15 protein-coding genes are annotated in these 19,063 nt (G+C 59.6%); 10 read left to right on the forward strand and 5 right to left on the reverse strand.

Features of this window, described 5'->3' with window-relative positions:
- Positions 1–72: 72 nt before the first annotated feature.
- Positions 73–834, forward strand: coding sequence for an iron-containing redox enzyme family protein (locus BK667_RS18915; protein ID WP_375539179.1), 762 nt, complete (start codon positions 73–75; stop codon positions 832–834).
- 208 nt (positions 835–1,042) lie between these two features.
- On the opposite strand, the gene BK667_RS18920 is transcribed toward BK667_RS18915, so the two are convergent.
- The 5 genes from BK667_RS18920 to BK667_RS18940 all read right to left on the reverse strand — a co-directional run bounded on the left by BK667_RS18920 (position 1,043) and on the right by BK667_RS18940 (position 6,048).
- Positions 1,043–1,969: a GGDEF domain-containing protein gene (locus BK667_RS18920; protein WP_123598538.1), complete on the reverse strand. Its 927-nt coding sequence runs from the start codon at positions 1,967–1,969 to the stop codon at positions 1,043–1,045.
- Between the two features lie 373 nt (positions 1,970–2,342).
- Positions 2,343–3,083, reverse strand: a complete 741-nt coding sequence (locus BK667_RS18925) for a YciK family oxidoreductase (protein WP_123598539.1) — start codon at positions 3,081–3,083, stop codon at positions 2,343–2,345.
- 197 nt (positions 3,084–3,280) lie between these two features.
- On the reverse strand, positions 3,281–3,952 hold the full coding sequence (mupP, locus tag BK667_RS18930) for an N-acetylmuramic acid 6-phosphate phosphatase MupP (protein ID WP_123510125.1): 672 nt from the start codon (positions 3,950–3,952) through the stop codon (positions 3,281–3,283).
- Between the two features lie 4 nt (positions 3,953–3,956).
- Complete coding sequence (gene ubiG / locus BK667_RS18935; RefSeq protein ID WP_123510127.1) at positions 3,957–4,655, reverse strand: bifunctional 2-polyprenyl-6-hydroxyphenol methylase/3-demethylubiquinol 3-O-methyltransferase UbiG; 699 nt, start codon at positions 4,653–4,655, stop codon at positions 3,957–3,959.
- A 58-nt stretch (positions 4,656–4,713) separates the two neighbouring features.
- Entirely contained in the window at positions 4,714–6,048 is a 1,335-nt protein-coding gene (locus BK667_RS18940; protein WP_123510129.1) for a TRZ/ATZ family hydrolase, read from the reverse strand.
- 108 nt (positions 6,049–6,156) lie between these two features.
- Between BK667_RS18940 and mtnA the strand changes: the two genes are divergently transcribed.
- The 9 genes from mtnA to BK667_RS18985 all read left to right on the forward strand — a co-directional run bounded on the left by mtnA (position 6,157) and on the right by BK667_RS18985 (position 19,049).
- On the forward strand, positions 6,157–7,233 hold the full coding sequence (gene mtnA, locus BK667_RS18945) for an S-methyl-5-thioribose-1-phosphate isomerase (protein ID WP_123510131.1): 1,077 nt from the start codon (positions 6,157–6,159) through the stop codon (positions 7,231–7,233).
- 424 nt (positions 7,234–7,657) lie between these two features.
- Positions 7,658–10,321, forward strand: coding sequence for a DNA gyrase subunit A (gene gyrA / locus BK667_RS18950; RefSeq protein WP_123598540.1), 2,664 nt, complete (start codon positions 7,658–7,660; stop codon positions 10,319–10,321).
- A 225-nt stretch (positions 10,322–10,546) separates the two neighbouring features.
- Positions 10,547–11,632 carry a 3-phosphoserine/phosphohydroxythreonine transaminase gene (serC, locus tag BK667_RS18955; protein WP_123598541.1) on the forward strand — a complete coding sequence of 362 codons (1,086 nt, stop codon included), beginning with the start codon at positions 10,547–10,549 and terminating at the stop codon, positions 11,630–11,632.
- Positions 11,632–12,726 carry a prephenate dehydratase gene (gene pheA / locus BK667_RS18960; RefSeq protein WP_028620536.1) on the forward strand — a complete coding sequence of 365 codons (1,095 nt, stop codon included), beginning with the start codon at positions 11,632–11,634 and terminating at the stop codon, positions 12,724–12,726. Before serC ends, pheA begins: the two co-directional genes overlap by 1 nt.
- A gap of 10 nt (positions 12,727–12,736) precedes the next feature.
- Entirely contained in the window at positions 12,737–13,849 is a 1,113-nt protein-coding gene (gene hisC / locus BK667_RS18965; RefSeq protein ID WP_123598542.1) for a histidinol-phosphate transaminase, read from the forward strand.
- A gap of 28 nt (positions 13,850–13,877) precedes the next feature.
- Positions 13,878–16,085: a bifunctional prephenate dehydrogenase/3-phosphoshikimate 1-carboxyvinyltransferase gene (locus tag BK667_RS18970; protein WP_259698129.1), complete on the forward strand. Its 2,208-nt coding sequence runs from the start codon at positions 13,878–13,880 to the stop codon at positions 16,083–16,085.
- Positions 16,082–16,771, forward strand: a complete 690-nt coding sequence (gene cmk, locus BK667_RS18975) for a (d)CMP kinase (RefSeq protein ID WP_123510141.1) — start codon at positions 16,082–16,084, stop codon at positions 16,769–16,771. The genes BK667_RS18970 and cmk overlap by 4 nt, the downstream gene beginning before the upstream one ends.
- A gap of 120 nt (positions 16,772–16,891) precedes the next feature.
- Positions 16,892–18,586 (forward strand): 30S ribosomal protein S1, encoded by a 1,695-nt coding sequence (gene rpsA, locus BK667_RS18980; RefSeq protein ID WP_054051916.1) that lies wholly within the window; start codon positions 16,892–16,894, stop codon positions 18,584–18,586.
- 184 nt (positions 18,587–18,770) lie between these two features.
- On the forward strand, positions 18,771–19,049 hold the full coding sequence (locus BK667_RS18985) for a hypothetical protein (protein ID WP_123510143.1): 279 nt from the start codon (positions 18,771–18,773) through the stop codon (positions 19,047–19,049).
- The last annotated feature ends 14 nt before the right edge of the window (positions 19,050–19,063 follow it).

Raw genomic sequence — 19,063 nt, forward strand, 5'->3', positions numbered from 1 at the left:
TGCTGATCCGTACAATCACAAATCAAAAGGAGCCGAACAGTGATCGACACATTCAACCGAACCGGACCACTCATGGAAGCTGCAAGTTATCCCGCCTGGGCACAACAGTTGATCCAGGATTGCAGCGAGAGTAAACGCCGGGTTGTCGAACACGAACTGTATCAGCGCATGCGAGATAACAAACTCAGCGCAAAAACCATGCGCCAGTACCTGATAGGTGGCTGGCCGGTGGTCGAGCAGTTCGCTTTATATATGGCACAGAATCTCACCAAGACCCGCTTTGCCCGCCACCCCGGCGAAGACATGGCGCGGCGCTGGCTGATGCGTAACATTCGTGTCGAACTCAATCACGCCGATTACTGGGTGCACTGGAGCCGCGCGCACGGTGTCAGCCTGGAAGATCTGCAAGCGCAACAGGTGGCCCCTGAGCTGCATGCACTGAGTCATTGGTGCTGGCACACCAGTTCGGCGGATTCGCTGATCGTGGCCATCGCCGCGACCAACTACGCCATCGAAGGCGCGACCGGGGAATGGTCGGCGCTGGTGTGTTCCAGTGGTGTCTACGCGGCGGCTTTCCCTGAGGAAGATCGCAAGCGGGCCATGAAGTGGCTGAAGATGCACGCCCAGTACGACGACGCTCACCCGTGGGAAGCACTGGAAATCATCTGCACCCTTGCCGGTATGCATCCAAGCAAATCCCTGCAAGTGGAACTGCGTCAGGCGGTGTGCAAGAGCTATGACTACATGTTCCTGTTCCTGGAGCGCTGCATGCAGCAGGAACACGCGGAGCGGGCGCCGGTAGCTCGCGAGCGGATGGTGTTGGTCGAGAGCTGATCCAACTGCAACACAAAACCAAATGTGGGAGCGGGCCTGTGGCGAGGGGGCTTGCCCCCGTTGGGGTGCGAAGCGCCCCTGAACCAGTCAGCGCAATCGTGCATTGGAAATGCGGTGACTGGTTTACGATTGCTTCGCAATCGAACGGGGGCGAGCCCCCTCGCCACACAAGCCCGCTCCCACACTGTTTTGTTTTGTCCTTGAAAAATCAGCCCGCCATCGCCAACCGATTACGCCCCTCGCGCTTGGCTACATACAACGCGCTGTCAGCCCGACGCAGTAGACTCTCGGCCGATTCGCCCGGCAGCAACGTCGAGCAACCCAGGCTGACCGTCAGTTCGATCGATTGGCCATCGGCAACATATTCCTGGGCCTGGGCGGCAAACCGCAGGCGTTCGCCGACCATCGCCGCCGCTTCCCGCGTGGTGTTGGACAGCAGGATCAAAAACTCCTCGCCGCCAAAGCGGAACACCATGTCCACGTTGCGCAACTGACCTTTGATCGAGGCGGCAACCGCCTTGAGCACTTCATCGCCGGCGCTGTGACCGTGGCTGTCGTTGACGCGTTTGAAATGGTCGATATCCAGCATCAGCAACGACAAGGGCTGCAAATGCCTGCGCGACATTTCGATTTCCCGTTGCAGGGTCTGGTCCATGGCAACGCGGTTGCCGGTGCCGGTGAGCGGGTCACGCAGGGCACTTTGAGTCGCGGCACGGTAGAGCAGGGCGTTACGCATTGGATAGAGCAATGCTGAAAGCAGTGACTCCAGATTGCCCTGTTCCTGTTCGTTGAAACGCTGATTGCGGCGGAACACCAGTTCACCCAGATGTTCACCTTCATGGCTCAGGCTATAACTGACCGAGTGATGACCGCGCTGACCGAATTCCAGACGCAAGTCACTGGTCTTGTGCTGGTAGCTCAAGGCATCCAGAGGCACGAGGCGCTGAATTTCGCGGAAAAAGAGCCCGAGAATGCGTTGCGGCTCAAGACTGGTTTGCAGCTGCAGGCCCAGTTGCTGGCGCAATTGCGCGAGACTGACTGGCCGCTCCAGGAGAGGAGGCTGCTGACCAAAGCCCAGGCATTGCAATTTGGCGCTATCGAAGTCAATTGCGTTGGTCTGGGAAGGTGATTTCATATGGCGTGAGCCCCTAAGCAGTAAGGCTGTCTTACAGGCTGGGTGAGAGCGGCTTTGGGCTGCGCGTCATACTGGTCCATCAGTCCCGTAGGACATTTGGTACGAGTTTAGTCCGCTTTGTCGAAGATAAGGAATCTCCCGACTCAGGCGCCACCGCCAACTACTTTCACACTGCTGTCTGAACAAAATTAGAGCGAAAGTCGTGCCATTCGGTTCATTCGGATAAAAGCCGTTCAAAATCATTGGATTAGAGCGGCTATTGGAAAATGCTGATGGAAGCAGCGGCATTTGTTTGACTGTAAAGGGCGGAAGTTGCAGCGGATATTGCGTGCCGCGGCAAATAAATGCCGCGGCACAAAAGCGACGTGCGGCGTTACTGGGCGTTGAACGCCTGGCCATTGATGCCCGTGCTGTCCGGGCCCATCAGGTACAGATAGACCGGCATGATCTCTTCCGGCGTCGGGTTGTTCAGCGGGTTTTCACCCGGATACGCCTGGGCGCGCATGCTGGTGCGGGTCGCGCCGGGGTTGATGCTGTTGGAGCGCACCGGTGCCACGGTGTCGACTTCATCGGCCAGGGTTTGCATCAGCCCCTCGGTGGCAAACTTGGAGACGCCATAAGCGCCCCAGTACGCCCGACCCTTGCGCCCGACGCTGCTGGAGGTGAACACCACCGAAGCGTCTTGGGACAGCTTCAGCAGAGGCAGCAAAGTGCTGGTGAGCATGAACATGGCGTTGACGTTGACGTGCATGACGCGCATGAAGTTTTCGCCGGACAACTGCTCGATCGGCGTGCGCGGGCCGATGATCGAGGCGTTGTGCAGCAGACCGTCGAGATGGCCGAATTCGGTCTCGATCATCGCCGCCAGCTCATCGTATTGATGGGGCAGGGCAGTTTCCAGGTTGAACGGGATCACCGCCGGTTGCGGGTGACCGGCCGCTTCGATTTCGTCGTAGACCTGCGTCAGGTTGGCTTCGGTCTTGCCCAGCAACAGCACCGTGGCGCCGTGGGCGGCGTAGGTTTTCGCAGCGGCAGCACCGATGCCACGGCCTGCGCCGGTAACCAGGATGACCCGGCCTTTGAGCAATTCAGGGCGGGCGGAATAATCAAACATAAAAAACCTCTACACAATTAAGGCGAACACCGAGCCTGTGGCGAGGGAGCTTGCTGTGGCCAGGGGGCTTGCCCCCGTTGGAGTGCGAAGCGCTCCCTGCCTTCTCCCCGCTAAGTGTGTTCATCAGCTTTTACGACTGCTTCGCAGCCGAACGGGGGCAAGCCCCCTCGCCACAGGTACTCATCAAGCAGTGCGGATCAGCAGCTACACAGCGCGCTATCGAGAACTTTGCGCAACTCCAGCGGATGATCCACCACCACATCCGCACCCCAATGCCGCGGGTTGTCATCCGGATGGATGTAGCCATAGGTCACGGCGGCGGTCTTGGTGCCGGCGTCGCGCCCCGACTCGATATCCCGCAGGTCATCGCCGACAAACAGCACGCTGGCCGGATCGAGGTCGAGCATCTTGCAGGCCAGGATCAACGGCTCCGGGTCCGGTTTGCTGTTCTTCACGTGATCCGGGCAGATCAGCAGCGCCGAGCGCTCGGCCAGCCCCAGTTGCTGCATGATCGGCTCGGCAAAACGCAGCGGCTTGTTGGTCACCACGCCCCAGATCAGGTTGGCTTTTTCGATGTCGGCCAGTAGTTCGCCCATGCCGTCAAAGAGTTTGCTGTGAACCGCGCAATCCTTGAGGTAACGCTCCAGGAACTCCAGGCGCAATTCCTCGAAACCTGGCGATTCCGGGTCCATGGAGAACGTCACCGCGACCATCGCCTTGGCGCCGCCGGAGATCTCGTCGCGAATATGCTTGTCGTTCATCGGCGGCAAGCCGCGATCAGCGCGCATCGCCTGGCAGATGGCAATAAAGTCCGGCGCGGTGTCGAGCAGCGTGCCGTCCATGTCGAAAAGGACTGCTCTGATTCGCATCGGCTTACTCCTCGCGCAGGGTCTGGATCATGTAGTTGACGTCCACGTCGGCCGCCAGTTTGTAGTGCTTGGTCAGCGGGTTGTAGGTCAGCCCGATGATGTCCTTGACGGTCAGGCCGGCCATGCGGCTCCAGGCCCCCAGCTCGGACGGGCGGATGAATTTCTTGAAGTCGTGGGTGCCGCGCGGCAGCAACTTCATGATGTATTCGGCGCCGATGATCGCGAACAGGTACGCCTTCGGGTTGCGGTTGATCGTGGAGAAAAACACCTGGCCGCCGGGCTTGACCATCTGGAAGCAGGCGCGAATCACCGAGGACGGGTCTGGCACGTGTTCGAGCATTTCCAGGCAGGTGACCACGTCGAACTGCTCGGGCATCTCTTCGGCCAGGGCTTCGGCGGTGATCTGGCGGTACTCGACGCTCACGCCGGATTCCAGCTGATGCAACTGCGCGACCGCCAGCGGCGCTTCGCCCATGTCGATGCCCATGACGGTGGCGCCGCGCTGGGCCATGGCCTCGCTGAGGATGCCGCCGCCGCAACCGACGTCGAGGACTTTCTTGCCGGCCAGGTTGACCCGTTCGTCAATCCAGTTGACCCGCAGCGGGTTGATGTCGTGCAGCGGTTTGAACTCGCTTTCGCGGTCCCACCAGCGATGGGCCAGGGCTTCGAATTTGGCGATTTCGGCGTAGTCGACGTTGCTCATGGTTTAAGTCCTCTAAAACTTGAAAAATCCTGTTGCCCCGGGTTTGCGCCCGAGGTGCTTACGATTCGGTGTGTCCGCTGATGCGTTGGCCCCAGGCCTTGGCCGTGGCGCACAGTTGTGCTTCATCCAGGCGCGTCAGGCGCTTGTCATCGAGCAATTGCTTACCGGCGACCCAAACGTGTTTCACGCAGTCGCGGCCGGTGGCGTAGATAAGTTGCGAAACCGGGTCGTAGACCGGTTGCTGGGCCAGGCCGGACAGGTCGAAAGCGACGATGTCCGCAGCCTTGCCGATTTCCAGCGAGCCGACTTCAGTTTCGATGCCCAGCGCGCGTGCGCCGTTGAGGGTGGCCATGCGCAAGGCGCGATGGGCGTCCAGCGCCGTGGCCGAACCGGCGACAGCCTTGGCCAGCAACGCGGCGGTGCGGGTTTCGCCGAGCAGGTCCAGGTCATTATTGCTGGCCGCGCCATCGGTGCCGACGGCGACGTTAACCCCGGCCTGCCACAAGCGTTCCACCGGGCAGAAACCGCTGGCCAGTTTCAGGTTCGATTCCGGGCAATGAATCACATTGGTGTTGCTTTCTACCAGCAAGGCCAGGTCTTCATCGCTGATCTGGGTCATGTGAACCGCCTGGAAGCGCGGCCCGAGCAAGCCCAGGCGCCCGAGGCGGGCCAGCGGGCGTTCGCCGCGCTGTTCCAGCGATTGCTGGACTTCGAAAGCGGTTTCGTGGACATGCATGTGGATTGCGGCGTCCAGTTCTTCGGCAATCACCCGGATCTTCTCCAGGTTTTCGTCGCCCACGGTGTAGGGCGCGTGGGGGCCGAAGGTGACTTTGATGCGCTCGTGGTGCTTGAGATCGCCGAACAATTCGACGCCCTGACGAATGGCTTCATCCGCCGTGGCGGCACCCGGAATCGGAAAATCGAGGATCGGAATAGCGATTTGCGCGCGAATGCCGCTGTTATGCACGCGTTCGCTGGCAACCTTCGGGAAGAAATACATGTCAGAGAAGCAGGTGATGCCGCCTTTCAGCTGTTCGGCAATCGCCAGGTCGGTGCCATCGCGCACAAACTCTTCATCGACCCACTTGGCCTCGGCCGGCCAGATGTGGTTTTCCAGCCAGGTCATCAATGGCAGATCATCGGCCAGGCCGCGGAACAGCGTCATCGCCGCATGACCGTGGGCGTTGACCAGGCCGGGGCTGAGCAGAACATCCGGGAGCTCGCGGACTTCGGTCGCGTTACACTTCAGCGCTTCGGCACGCGGGCCGATAAACACGATGCGACCGTCGCGGATGCCCAGGCCGTGTTCTTTGAGGACCACGCCAGCGGGTTCGACGGGTACCAGCCAGGTCGGCAGCAATAATAAGTCGAGCGCAACGGCAGGTTTCGGCATCGAGGGTCGGTTCCAGTGCTTTTGTAAAGGATGGCGAAGTATACCCGAGCGTCTTCGCGGGGGGATCGCTATAATCGGCGGCTTTTGTTCATGAGTGCGGGGTGAAGGATGCGCGATCGACTATTGGCTGCAGAGAAAGTTAAGGCCATCGATTGGCGTGATGGCGCCCTGTACCTGCTGGATCAGCGTATTTTGCCGTTCGAGGAAACCTGGATCGCCTACACCAGCGCCGCGGGTGTGGCCGAGGCCATTCGTTCGATGGTGGTGCGCGGTGCTCCGGCGATTGGCATCAGTGCCGCGTATGCCATGGTGCTGTCAGCCCGCGCCCGAATTGCCGAGGGCGATGACTGGCAGGCGTCGTGGGAAGAAGATTACGCGCTGCTGGCCGATTCCCGTCCCACCGCGGTGAATCTGTTCTGGGCCTTGAATCGCATGCGCGATCGCCTGGATCGTCTCAAGGGTGATGCAGACCCGCTGGCGGCGCTGGAGGCAGAAGCCATCGCCATCCACCAAAGCGACCGCGAAGCCAACCTGACCATGGCTCAGTTGGGCGTGGACCTGATCCGCAAGCATCAAGGCAACGCCCAGGCCATCCTGACCCATTGCAACACCGGCGCCCTGGCCACTGGCGGCTTCGGTACGGCACTGGGGGTGATTCGCGGCGCGTTCATTGAGGGCATGGTTGAGCGTGTCTATGCCGACGAAACCCGTCCGTGGCTGCAGGGCTCGCGATTGACCGCGTGGGAGCTGGCCAATGAGGGCATTCCGGTGACCCTCAACGCCGATTCCGCCGCCGCGCACATCATGAAGACCAAAGGCATTACCTGGGTGATCGTCGGCGCCGACCGGATCACCGCCAATGGCGACGTGGCCAACAAGATTGGTACTTATCAACTGGCGGTGAGCGCCATGCACCACGGCGTGCGTTTCATGGTGGTGGCGCCGAGTTCGACCATCGACATGAACCTGGCCAGTGGCGACGACATTCCTATCGAAGAGCGCGACGGCAGCGAATTGCTGGACGTCGGTGGCAAACGGGTCGGGGCGGATGTGGATGCCTTCAATCCGGTGTTCGACGTGACGCCTGCGGATCTGATTGATGCGATCGTTACCGAGAAGGGCATCGTCGAGCGGCCGGATACCGCGAAAATGGCGCAGTTGATGTGTCGTAAGCGTCTGCATTGACGGTATTTGTTGTCAGTTAAAACGCCTTCGCGGGCAAGCCTCGCTCCTACAGATTCCACATTCCTGTAGGAGCGAGGCTTGCCCGCGAAGAACGATGACTCGATCTCTCCTCCCTACTGCCCCATATTCTGCTAGCGAATAGAGGGTTGTGCCGGCTCTAAGCCTCTCTCGTCCCCGTTAAGCCTGTCACCGGTCAACTAACTATGCTCCATGCGCATCAGGGGGATAGGTGCGTGGCGGCTCTTGTGATAACATCCGGCGTTTTCCGAGGCAGTCCCACGGGGTTGTCTTTACTGCGCAGATCCATGGCATAACTCGTTGATTTGTCGTAAGTCGGTGCATGGCACTCAGCCTGCGTCGGCGAGCTTCGTTCGTCCCATATGGATGTGACGAAGTTTCACCAGAAAAAGGAATCAGGCTTCTCATGGGCGAACTGGCCAAAGAAATCCTCCCGGTCAATATCGAAGACGAGCTGAAGCAGTCCTACCTCGACTACGCGATGAGCGTAATTGTCGGGCGGGCACTGCCGGATGCGCGCGATGGCTTGAAGCCCGTGCACCGGCGTGTGCTGTTCGCGATGAGCGAGCTGGGCAACGACTTCAACAAGCCGTACAAGAAATCTGCCCGTGTTGTCGGTGACGTGATCGGTAAGTATCACCCGCACGGTGATACCGCGGTGTACGACACCATCGTTCGGATGGCGCAGCCATTCTCCTTGCGCTACCTGCTGGTAGACGGTCAAGGCAACTTCGGTTCCGTGGACGGCGACAACGCCGCCGCCATGCGATACACCGAAGTGCGCATGACCAAGCTGGCGCACGAGCTGCTGGCTGACCTGCACAAAGAAACCGTGGACTGGGTGCCGAACTACGACGGCACCGAAATGATCCCGGCGGTCATGCCGACCCGTATTCCCAACCTGCTGGTCAACGGCTCCAGCGGTATCGCCGTGGGCATGGCGACCAACATCCCGCCGCACAACCTCGGTGAAGTCATCGACGGTTGCCTGGCCCTCATCGACAACCCCGAGTTGACCATCGATGAGCTGATGCAATACATCCCGGGTCCGGACTTCCCGACCGCCGCGATCATCAACGGTCGCGCCGGCATCATCGAAGCCTACCGCACCGGTCGCGGCCGCATTTACATGCGCGCCCGCTCGATGATCGAAGACATCGACAAGGTCGGTGGCCGCCAGCAGATCGTCATCACTGAACTCCCTTACCAGCTGAACAAGGCCCGTCTGATCGAGAAGATCGCCGAGCTGGTTAAAGAGAAGAAGCTGGAAGGCATCACCGAACTGCGCGACGAGTCCGACAAGGACGGTATGCGCGTCGTGATTGAACTGCGTCGTGGCGAAGTGCCTGAGGTGATCCTCAACAACCTCTACGCCCAGACTCAGTTGCAAGCGGTGTTCGGTATCAACATCGTCGCGCTGATCGATGGCCGTCCGCGGATCCTGAACCTCAAGGACCTGCTGGAAGCCTTCGTGCGTCACCGTCGCGAAGTCGTGACCCGTCGTACCGTGTTCGAGCTGCGTAAAGCCCGCGAACGTGGCCACATTCTGGAAGGTCAAGCGGTTGCCCTGTCGAACATCGACCCGGTCATCGCCCTGATCAAGGCCTCGCCGACGCCGTCGGAAGCCAAGGAAGCGCTGATCAAGACCGCGTGGGAATCTTCCGCCGTGGTCGCAATGGTTGAGCGCGCCGGTGCCGATTCTTGCCGTCCAGAGACCCTGGACCCGCAATACGGCCTGCGTGAAGGCAAGTACTTCCTCTCGCCAGAACAGGCGCAAGCCATTCTGGAGCTGCGTCTGCACCGTTTGACCGGTCTGGAACACGAGAAGCTGCTGGCCGAGTATCAAGAGATCCTCAACCAGATCGGCGAACTGATCCGCATCCTCAGCAGCGCCACGCGCCTGATGGAAGTGATCCGCGAAGAGCTGGAAGTGATCCGCGCCGAATACGGCGACGTGCGCCGCACCGAAATTCTCGATGCCCGTCTCGACCTGACCCTGGGTGACATGATCCCGGAAGAAGAGCGCGTCGTGACCATCTCCCACGGTGGCTACGCCAAGACCCAGCCATTGGCTGCGTACCAGGCCCAGCGTCGTGGCGGTAAAGGCAAGTCGGCTACCGGCGTCAAGGATGAGGACTACATCGCTCACCTGCTGGTCGCCAACAGTCACACCACGCTGCTGCTGTTCTCCAGCAAAGGCAAAGTGTACTGGCTCAAAACCTACGAAATTCCGGAAGCCTCCCGCGCTGCCCGTGGTCGTCCGCTGGTCAACCTGCTGCCGCTGGACAGTGATGAATACATCACCACCATGCTGCCGGTCGACGAATACACCGAAGGTCACTTCATCTTCATGGCGACCGCCAAAGGCACCGTGAAGAAGACCCCGCTGGAATCCTTCAGCCGCCAACGCAGCGTCGGTTTGATCGCGCTGGAGCTGGATGAAGGCGATGTGCTGATTTCTGCTTCCATTACCGATGGCAGCCGCGAAGTCATGCTGTTCTCCGACGGTGGCAAGGTGACTCGCTTCAAGGAAACCGACGTTCGCGCCATGGGCCGTACCGCTCGCGGTGTGCGCGGCATGCGACTGCCGGAAGGGCAGAAGCTGATTTCCATGCTGATCCCGGAAGAAGGCAGCCAGATCCTCACGGCTTCGGCCCGTGGATACGGCAAGCGCACGGCGATCACCGAGTTCCCTGAGTACAAGCGTGGCGGTCAGGGCGTTATTGCCATGGTCAGCAACGACCGTAACGGCCGTCTGGTCGGTGCAGTTCAGGTGCTCGACGGCGAAGAGATCATGCTGATCTCCGACCAGGGCACGCTGGTTCGTACCCGCGTCGACGAAGTCTCCAGCCTGGGTCGGAACACCCAGGGCGTGACCCTCATCAAACTTGCCAGCGACGAAACGCTGGTTGGTCTGGAGCGGGTGCAGGAGCCGTCGGAAGTCGAGGGTGAAGAGCTCGAAGGCGAAGAGGGTGAAGAAGGTGCAGTGTTCGACGGTGAAGTCGTGATCGACAACGTTGCCGAAGACCAGCAACTCGACGCTGCAGCCGACGAAGAACCGCAGGAATAAGCGGACAAGCAGGGGGGCGGATGAGAATTCGCCCCCTTCTTGTTTCGCCTGTTTGAATAGGGAATGTAGGAGCTGTCGAGTGAAACGAGGCTGCGATCTTTTGATCTTGCTTTGTAGGATCCAGGAAAAGATCGCAGCCTCGTTTCACTCGACAGCTCCTACAGGATTTCGAATTTGATCAACTGATATGTTTGTACGATCCACCAAATCAGAGCGAGATTGGATGTGAGCAAGAGAGCCTATAACTTCTGTGCCGGTCCTGCGGCGCTTCCTGAAGCTGTCCTGAAGCGCGCTCAGGGTGAACTCCTCGATTGGCACGGCAAGGGCCTGTCGGTCATGGAAATGAGTCATCGCAGCGATGAGTTCGTGTCCATTGCCACCAAGGCCGAGCAGGATCTGCGTGATCTGCTGAATATCCCCTCGAACTATAAAGTGCTGTTCCTGCAGGGCGGCGCCAGCCAGCAATTTGCCCAGATTCCGCTGAACCTGTTGCCTGAAGGCGGCTCGGCCGACTATATCGACACCGGTATCTGGTCGCAGAAAGCCATCGAAGAAGCTTCGCGCTACGGCCGCGTCAACGTTGCCGCTACTGCCAAGCCTTACGACTATTTCGCCATTCCCGGCCAGAACGAATGGAAGCTGTCGAAAGACGCGGCCTACGTTCACTACGCGCCGAACGAAACCATCGGCGGCCTGGAATTCAACTGGATCCCGGAAACCGGCGACGTTCCGCTGGTGGCCGACATGTCTTCGGACATTCTCTCGCGCCCGGTAGATGTCTCGCGTTTCGGCATGATCTACGCCGGCGCCCAGAAAAACATCGGCCCGAGCGGCATCGTGGTGAACATCGTCCGCGAAGACCTGCTCGGTCACGCCCGTTCGCTGTGCCCGACCATGCTCAACTACAAGGTCGCGGCCGATAACGGCTCGATGTACAACACCCCGCCGACCCTGGCCTGGTACTTGTCGGGTCTGGTATTCGAGTGGCTGAAAGAGCAGGGTGGTGTTGAAGCCATCGGCAAGCTCAATGAAGTCAAACAGCGCACGCTGTACGATTTCATCGACGCCAGCGGCCTGTACAGCAACCCGATCAACAAGTCGGATCGCTCGTGGATGAACGTGCCCTTCCGCCTGGCCGACGATCGCCTGGACAAGCCGTTCCTGGCCGGTGCCGACGAACGCGGCCTGCTGAACCTCAAGGGTCACCGTTCGGTCGGCGGCATGCGCGCCTCCATCTATAACGCCGTCGACATCGTTGCGGTCAACGCACTGATTTCGTACATGGCAGAGTTCGAGAAGGAACATGGCTAATGTCTGAGCAAGAACTCAAGGCACTGCGGGTTCGCATTGATGCCCTGGACACCAAAGTCCTGGAGCTGATCAGCGAGCGCGCACGCTGCGCCCAGGAAGTTGCGCGAGTAAAGATGGCCTCGCTGGCCGAAGGCGAAGTGCCGGTGTTCTATCGTCCTGAGCGCGAAGCTCAGGTGCTCAAGCGCGTGATGGAGCGTAACCAGGGGCCGCTGGGCAACGAAGAGATGGCGCGGTTGTTCCGCGAAATCATGTCCTCGTGTCTGGCCCTCGAGCAGCCGCTGAAAGTGGCTTACCTCGGCCCGGAAGGCACCTTCACCCAGGCCGCAGCCATGAAGCATTTCGGCCACGCGGTGATCAGCAAGCCGATGGCGGCGATCGATGAAGTGTTCCGTGAAGTGGCGGCCGGTGCGGTGAATTTTGGCGTGGTCCCGGTGGAAAACTCCACCGAGGGCGCGGTCAACCACACCCTCGACAGCTTCCTCGAACACGACATGGTCATCTGCGGTGAAGTCGAGCTGCGGATTCACCATCACTTGTTGGTCGGTGAAAATACCAAGACCGATAGCATCAGCCGCATCTATTCCCACGCTCAGTCCCTGGCCCAGTGCCGCAAGTGGCTGGACGCCCATTACCCGAATGTCGAGCGCGTGGCGGTGTCCAGCAACGCCGAAGCGGCCAAGCGGGTTAAAGGTGAATGGAACTCGGCGGCGATTGCCGGCGATATGGCTGCAGGCTTGTACGGGCTGACCCGTCTGGCTGAGAAAATCGAGGATCGCCCGGACAACTCCACGCGCTTCCTGATGATCGGCAGCCAGGAAGTGCCGCCGACCGGCGACGACAAGACTTCGATCATCGTCTCCATGAGCAACAAGCCTGGCGCGCTGCACGAGTTGCTGGTGCCGTTCCACGACAACGGCATCGATCTGACACGGATCGAGACCCGTCCGTCGCGCAGTGGTAAATGGACCTACGTGTTCTTCATCGACTTCGTCGGCCATCACCGTGATCCATTGATCAAAGGTGTGCTGGAAAAGATCAGTCAGGAAGCAGTGGCACTCAAAGTGCTGGGTTCCTACCCGAAAGCAGTTCTCTAAGGGGTAGCAAATGAGTGGTGACTTCCTCGCTCTGGCACAGCCGGGCGTGCAACAACTTTCGCCGTACGTTCCGGGTAAGCCTGTGGACGAACTGGCGCGCGAGCTGGGCATTGATCCGGCCAAAATCATCAAGCTGGCGAGCAATGAAAACCCGTTGGGCGCCAGTCCCAAGGCATTGGCCGCGATTCGCGAAGAATTGGCTGAGCTGACCCGTTATCCGGACGGCAACGGTTTTGCGCTCAAGACTCTGTTGGCCGAGCAATGCCGCGTCGAACTCAATCAAGTGACCCTGGGTAACGGCTCCAACGACATTCTGGAGCTGGTTGCCCGCGCGTATCTGGCTCCGGGCTTGAACGCGGTGTTCAGTGAGCACGCATTCGCGGTCTACCCGATCGTGACCCAGGCCGTCGGTGCTGAGGCGCGCGTTATTCCTGCGAAAGAGTGGGGCCACGACCTGCCGGCCATGCTGGCGGCGATCGATGCTGATACTCGCGTAGTGTTCATCGCCAACCCGAACAACCCGACCGGGACCTGGTTCGGCGCCGAGGCGCTGGACGAATTCCTGCAGGACGTACCGGCCCATGTGCTAGTGGTGCTGGACGAGGCCTACATCGAATACGCCGAAGGCAGCGACTTGCCGGATGGTCTGGATTTCCTCGCGGCGTACCCGAACCTGCTGGTCTCGCGCACCTTCTCCAAGGCCTATGGCCTGGCGGCGTTGCGGGTCGGTTATGGTTTGTCGACCGCTGTTGTTGCGGATGTGCTGAACCGCGTGCGTCAGCCGTTCAACGTCAACAGCCTGGCTCTGGCCGCGGCGTGCGCTGCGCTGCAGGACGCTGAATACCTGGCCGAAAGCCGTCGCCTGAACGAAGCCGGTATGCTGCAACTGCAAGCGGGTTTCCGTGAGCTGGGGCTGAGCTGGATTCCATCCAAGGGCAACTTCATCTGCGTCGATCTGGGCCAGGTCGCTGCGCCGGTCTTCCAGGGCTTGCTGCGCGAAGGCGTGATCGTGCGTCCGGTGGCCAATTACGGCATGCCGAACCACCTGCGCATCACCATCGGTCTGCCGGCTGAAAACAGTCGCTTCCTTGAGGCGCTGACCAAGGTTCTGGCTCGTGGTTGATGTCACTGCACTGCAATCTGCTGAACCTATGATCGGGCGCCTGGTGGTGGTCGGTCTGGGGTTGATCGGTGGTTCGTTTGCCAAGGGTTTGCGTGAAAGTGGCCTGTGCCGCGAAGTGGTTGGGGTTGATCTCGATCCGCAGTCGCGCAAGCTGGCGGTTGAGTTGGGCGTGGTGGATCGCTGCGAAGAAGACCTGGTGGCTGCTTGCCAGGGCGCTGACGTGATTCAACTGGCCGTGCCGATCCTCGCCATGGAAAAAATGCTGGCCCGTTTGGCTGGCATGGACCTGGGGCAAGCGATCCTGACCGACGTCGGCAGCGCCAAAGGCAATGTGGTGCGTGCTGCCACCGAAGCATTCGGCGGCATGCCGGCGCGTTTTGTGCCGGGGCATCCGATTGCCGGTTCCGAGCAGAGCGGGGTGGAAGCCTCCAATGCCGAGCTGTTCCGTCGCCATAAAGTGATTTTGACGCCGCTGGATCAAACCGATCCGGCAGCCTTGGCCGTGGTCGACCGTTTGTGGCGTGAATTGGGCGCCGATGTCGAGCACATGCAGGTAGAGCGCCACGACGAAGTGTTGGCGGCAACCAGCCATTTGCCGCACTTGCTGGCGTTCGGTTTGGTCGATTCACTGGCCAAGCGCAATGAAAATCTTGAGATCTTCCGTTACGCTGCGGGCGGTTTCCGCGATTTCACAAGAATCGCCGGGAGCGACCCGGTCATGTGGCACGACATCTTCCTCGCCAACCGCGAAGCTGTCCTGCGCACACTCGATACATTTCGCAGCGACCTCGACGCCTTGCGCGACGCGGTCGATGCAGGGGATGGGCACCAATTGTTGGGCGTATTCACTCGCGCCCGGGTTGCCCGCGAACATTTCAGTAAAATCCTGGCCCGCCGGGCTTATGTGGACGCTATGAACTCCAACGACCTGATTTTCCTGGCACAACCTGGTGGCCGCCTGACTGGGCGGATTCGTGTACCGGGCGACAAATCGATTTCCCACCGTTCGATCATGCTCGGCTCCCTGGCCGAAGGCACCACTGAAGTGGAAGGTTTCCTTGAGGGCGAAGATGCCCTTGCGACCTTGCAAGCCTTCCGCGACATGGGCGTCGTGATCGAAGGTCCGCACCACGGTCGTGTGACCATTCACGGCGTCGGCCTGCATGGCCTGAAGCCGGCGCCAGGTCCGATCTATCTGGGCAACTCCGGCACTTCGATGCGTCTGCTGTCCGGCCTGTTGGCTGCGCAGAGCTTCGACAGCACCTTGACCGGTGATGCCTCGCTGTCCAAGCGCCCGATGAATCGCGTGGCCAATCCGCTGCGTGAAATGGGCGCCGTGATCGAAACCGCCGCAGAAGGTCGTCCACCAATGACCATTCGTGGCGGCAACAAGCTCAAGGGCCTGACCTACACCATGCCGATGGCCAGCGCCCAGGTTAAGTCCTGCCTGCTGCTGGCCGGTCTGTACGCTGAAGGCAAGACCACCGTCACCGAGCCGGCGCCGACCCGTGACCACACCGAGCGCATGCTGCGTGGTTTCGGCTACCCGGTAACCGTTAACGGCGCTACGGCTTCAGTCGAGTCCGGCCACAAACTGACCGCGACCCACATCGAAGTGCCAGGCGATATCTCGTCGTCGGCATTCTTCCTGGTGGCTGCGTCGATCGCCGAAGGTTCGGAGCTGGTGCTCGAACACGTCGGCATCAACCCGACCCGAACCGGCGTGATCGACATCCTGCGTCTGATGGGCGCGGACATCACCCTGGAAAACCAGCGTGAAGTCGGTGGTGAGCCGGTGGCTGACCTGCGCGTGCGAGCAGCTAAACTCAAAGGTATCGAGATTCCCGAGGCGCTGGTTCCACTGGCGATCGATGAGTTCCCGGTGTTGTTCGTGGCAGCGGCCTGTGCCGAAGGGCGCACCATCCTGCGCGGCGCCGAAGAGCTGCGAGTCAAGGAGTCGGACCGGATCCAGGTCATGGCGGATGGCTTGCTGGCACTGGGCGTCAAATGCGAACCAACCCCGGACGGCATCATCATCGACGGCGGCCAGATTGGCGGCGGAGAAGTGCACGGTCACGGCGATCACCGGATTGCCATGGCTTTCAGCGTGGCTTCGCTGCGTGCCACAGCACCGATCCGCATCCATGACTGTGCCAACGTCGCGACCTCGTTCCCGAATTTCCTTGCGCTGTGCGCGCAGGTCGGTATCCGTGTTGCACAAGAGGCTCAGTCGTGATTATCAAGCCACCGGTCATCACCATCGACGGACCCAGCGGTTCGGGCAAGGGCACTATTGCCGGGATCCTGGCCAAGCGTCTTGGCTGGTGCCTACTGGATTCCGGTGCGTTGTATCGTCTGTTGGCGTTCGCCGCGCGCAACCATGGTGTCGACCTGACCAATGAAGAGTCGCTGAAACTGTTGGCCGCCCATCTGGACGTGCAGTTCGTCGGCGCGACGGAAGGTCATCCGCAGCGAATCATTCTCGAAGGTGACGATGTCACTGATGATTTGCGTAATGAGCAAGTCGGTGCGTGGGCTTCTCAGGTCGCCGCACTGCCGGCGGTGCGTGATGCGTTGCTGCAACGCCAGCGGGCGTTCCAGGAACCGCCGGGCCTGGTGGCCGATGGCCGCGACATGGGCACGGTGGTATTTCCCGAAGCCCCGCTGAAGATATTCCTCACTGCCAGTGCCGAGGAGCGTGCGCGCCGTCGATACTTGCAGTTGAAGGGCAAAGTCGATGGTGTTAGTCTGTCGAGTCTGCTAGATGAGATACGTGTCCGCGATGAGCGTGACACCCAGCGAGCGGTAGCCCCGCTCAAACCGGCGGCTGACGCCATACAGCTGGATTCCACGGAGTTATCCATCGATCAGGTGCTGGAACGCATCATGAGCGAGATCGCCATTCGCGATATCGCCGGGTGACCAAGAAGCTGCGCAGGGGACCAGTCATAGTCTTGCGCTACTTCTTCTAATGAACGTAACCCACGTCGTCTGGGATGTGGAGATGGGCGTATCCTTCGCCCTTATTCAACAGGAATTAAAATGAGCGAAAGCTTTGCGGAACTCTTTGAAGAAAGCCTAAAAACCCTGAACCTTCAGGCAGGCTCCATCATCACCGGTGTTATCGTTGATATCGATTACCAAGCTCGCTGGGTAACCGTTCACGCTGGCCTGAAGTCTGAAGCACTCATCCCGCTTGAGCAGTTCTACAACGATGCTGGCGAACTGACTATCAACGTCGGTGACGAAGTTCACGTTGCTCTGGACTCGGTTGAAGACGGCTTTGGTGAAACCAAGCTGTCCCGTGAAAAAGCCAAGCGCGCTGAATGCTGGATTGTTCTGGAAGCAGCCTTCGCAGCCGAAGAAGTGGTCAAGGGCGTTATCAACGGTAAGGTTAAAGGCGGCTTCACTGTCGACGTTAACGGCATCCGTGCGTTCCTGCCAGGTTCTCTGGTTGACGTTCGTCCAGTGCGCGACACCACGCACCTGGAAGGCAAAGAGCTGGAATTCAAGGTCATCAAACTCGACCAGAAACGCAACAACGTTGTCGTTTCCCGTCGTAGCGTCCTCGAAGCCGAGAACTCCGCTGAGCGTGAAGCTCTGCTGGAATCCCTGCAGGAAGGCCAACAAGTCAAAGGTATCGTCAAAAACCTCACCGATTACGGCGCATTCGTCGATCTGGGTGGCGTCGATGGCCTGCTGCACATTACCGACATGGCTTGGAAGCGTATCAAGCATCCTTCCGAAATCGTCAACGTTGGCGACGAGATCGATGTCAAGGTTCTGAAGTACGATCGCGAACGCAATCGTGTTTCCCTGGGCCTGAAGCAACTGGGCGAAGATCCATGGGTTGCTATCAAAGCCCGTTACCCAGAAAGCACTCGCGTTACCGCTCGTGTAACCAACCTGACCGACTACGGCTGCTTCGCTGAGCTGGAAGAAGGCGTTGAAGGCCTGGTACACGTTTCCGAAATGGACTGGACCAACAAGAACATCCACCCTTCGAAAGTCGTACAAGTCGGCGACGAAGTGGAAGTTATGGTTCTGGACATCGACGAAGAGCGTCGTCGTATCTCCCTCGGCATCAAGCAGTGCAAATCTAACCCATGGGAAGATTTCTCTGGCCAGTTCAACAAGGGCGATAAAATCTCCGGCACCATCAAGTCGATCACCGATTTCGGTATCTTCATTGGTCTGGACGGCGGCATCGACGGTCTGGTTCACCTGTCCGACATCTCCTGGAACGAAGTGGGCGAAGAAGCCGTTCGCCGCTTCAAGAAAGGCGACGAGCTGGACACCGTTATCCTGTCGGTTGACCCAGAGCGTGAGCGTATCTCCCTGGGTATCAAGCAACTGGAAAGCGATCCGTTCTCCGAGTACGTTCAAGAGAACGACAAAGGCGCAATCGTTAAGGGCATCGTGAAAGAAGTTGACGCTAAAGGCGCCATCATCACTCTGGCCGACGATATCGAAGCGACTCTGAAAGCCTCTGAAATCAGCCGTGACCGCGTTGAAGACGCGCGCAACGTTCTGAAAGAAGGCGAAGAAGTAGAAGCCAAGATCATCAGCGTTGACCGCAAGAGCCGCGTAATCCAGCTCTCGATCAAGTCGAAAGACGTTGAAGACGAGAAAGAAGCTATCCAGAGCCTGCGCGATAAGCCAGCTACGGAAGCTGCTGCCACTGGTGATACCACCATGGCTGCACTGCTGCGTGAAGCAATGGCCAAGCAGAACTAAGTTCTGTAAGGCCGTAGAAAAAGGGCGACTTCGGTCGCCCTTTTTTGTGCCTGGAATTTGAGCTCATGAACCAATCCCTCCCGTGCGCTGTCTCTTTCTTTAGTCGGATCAATCGTTTATTTGCAGCTAGGCTTACGCCTGAGGCGAACGAGAGTCGGGTGTAGCGCCCGACATAAGGAAGTGAATGAACAAGCTCATTGTCGCAATAGCGGTGCTGACATTGACGGGATGTGCCACTAACGCCAAGACGCACGTCGTGCGTGGGGTCAGTGGAATCGAGATCGATTGCTCGGGGTTGGGTTCCGGATGGGAGAAATGCCGCAAGCGGGCTGACAGGGAGTGCAAGGCGTCCGGTTACAAGGTGGTTGCTCGATCCGACGATGCCAAAGAGGAGGACGAGTTCCCTTTTGGCTTTAACCCCGCAGGCTACCTGACGCGCACCATGTTGGTCATTTGCAGGTGATAGCGTGGTGCTTA

Origin of the sequence: Pseudomonas frederiksbergensis (assembly GCF_003732705.1) — a bacterium.
Classification (GTDB): domain Bacteria; phylum Pseudomonadota; class Gammaproteobacteria; order Pseudomonadales; family Pseudomonadaceae; genus Aquipseudomonas; species Aquipseudomonas frederiksbergensis_F.

Bases quoted from the DNA above. Each gene is read 5' to 3' on its own strand.
- hisC (WP_123598542.1), top strand. From the start codon at position 12,737: ATGAGTGGTGACTTCCTCGCTCTGGCACAGCCGGGCGTGCAACAACTT.
- BK667_RS18915 (WP_375539179.1), top strand. From the start codon at position 73: ATGGAAGCTGCAAGTTATCCCGCCTGGGCACAACAGTTGATCCAGGAT.
- mtnA (WP_123510131.1), top strand. From the start codon at position 6,157: ATGCGCGATCGACTATTGGCTGCAGAGAAAGTTAAGGCCATCGATTGG.
- rpsA (WP_054051916.1), top strand. From the start codon at position 16,892: ATGAGCGAAAGCTTTGCGGAACTCTTTGAAGAAAGCCTAAAAACCCTG.
- BK667_RS18920 (WP_123598538.1), bottom strand. From the start codon at position 1,969: ATGAAATCACCTTCCCAGACCAACGCAATTGACTTCGATAGCGCCAAA.
- BK667_RS18940 (WP_123510129.1), bottom strand. From the start codon at position 6,048: ATGCCGAAACCTGCCGTTGCGCTCGACTTATTATTGCTGCCGACCTGG.
- BK667_RS18985 (WP_123510143.1), top strand. From the start codon at position 18,771: ATGAACAAGCTCATTGTCGCAATAGCGGTGCTGACATTGACGGGATGT.
- mupP (WP_123510125.1), bottom strand. From the start codon at position 3,952: ATGCGAATCAGAGCAGTCCTTTTCGACATGGACGGCACGCTGCTCGAC.
- ubiG (WP_123510127.1), bottom strand. From the start codon at position 4,655: ATGAGCAACGTCGACTACGCCGAAATCGCCAAATTCGAAGCCCTGGCC.
- BK667_RS18925 (WP_123598539.1), bottom strand. From the start codon at position 3,083: ATGTTTGATTATTCCGCCCGCCCTGAATTGCTCAAAGGCCGGGTCATC.
- BK667_RS18970 (WP_259698129.1), top strand. From the start codon at position 13,878: ATGATCGGGCGCCTGGTGGTGGTCGGTCTGGGGTTGATCGGTGGTTCG.
- gyrA (WP_123598540.1), top strand. From the start codon at position 7,658: ATGGGCGAACTGGCCAAAGAAATCCTCCCGGTCAATATCGAAGACGAG.
- pheA (WP_028620536.1), top strand. From the start codon at position 11,632: ATGTCTGAGCAAGAACTCAAGGCACTGCGGGTTCGCATTGATGCCCTG.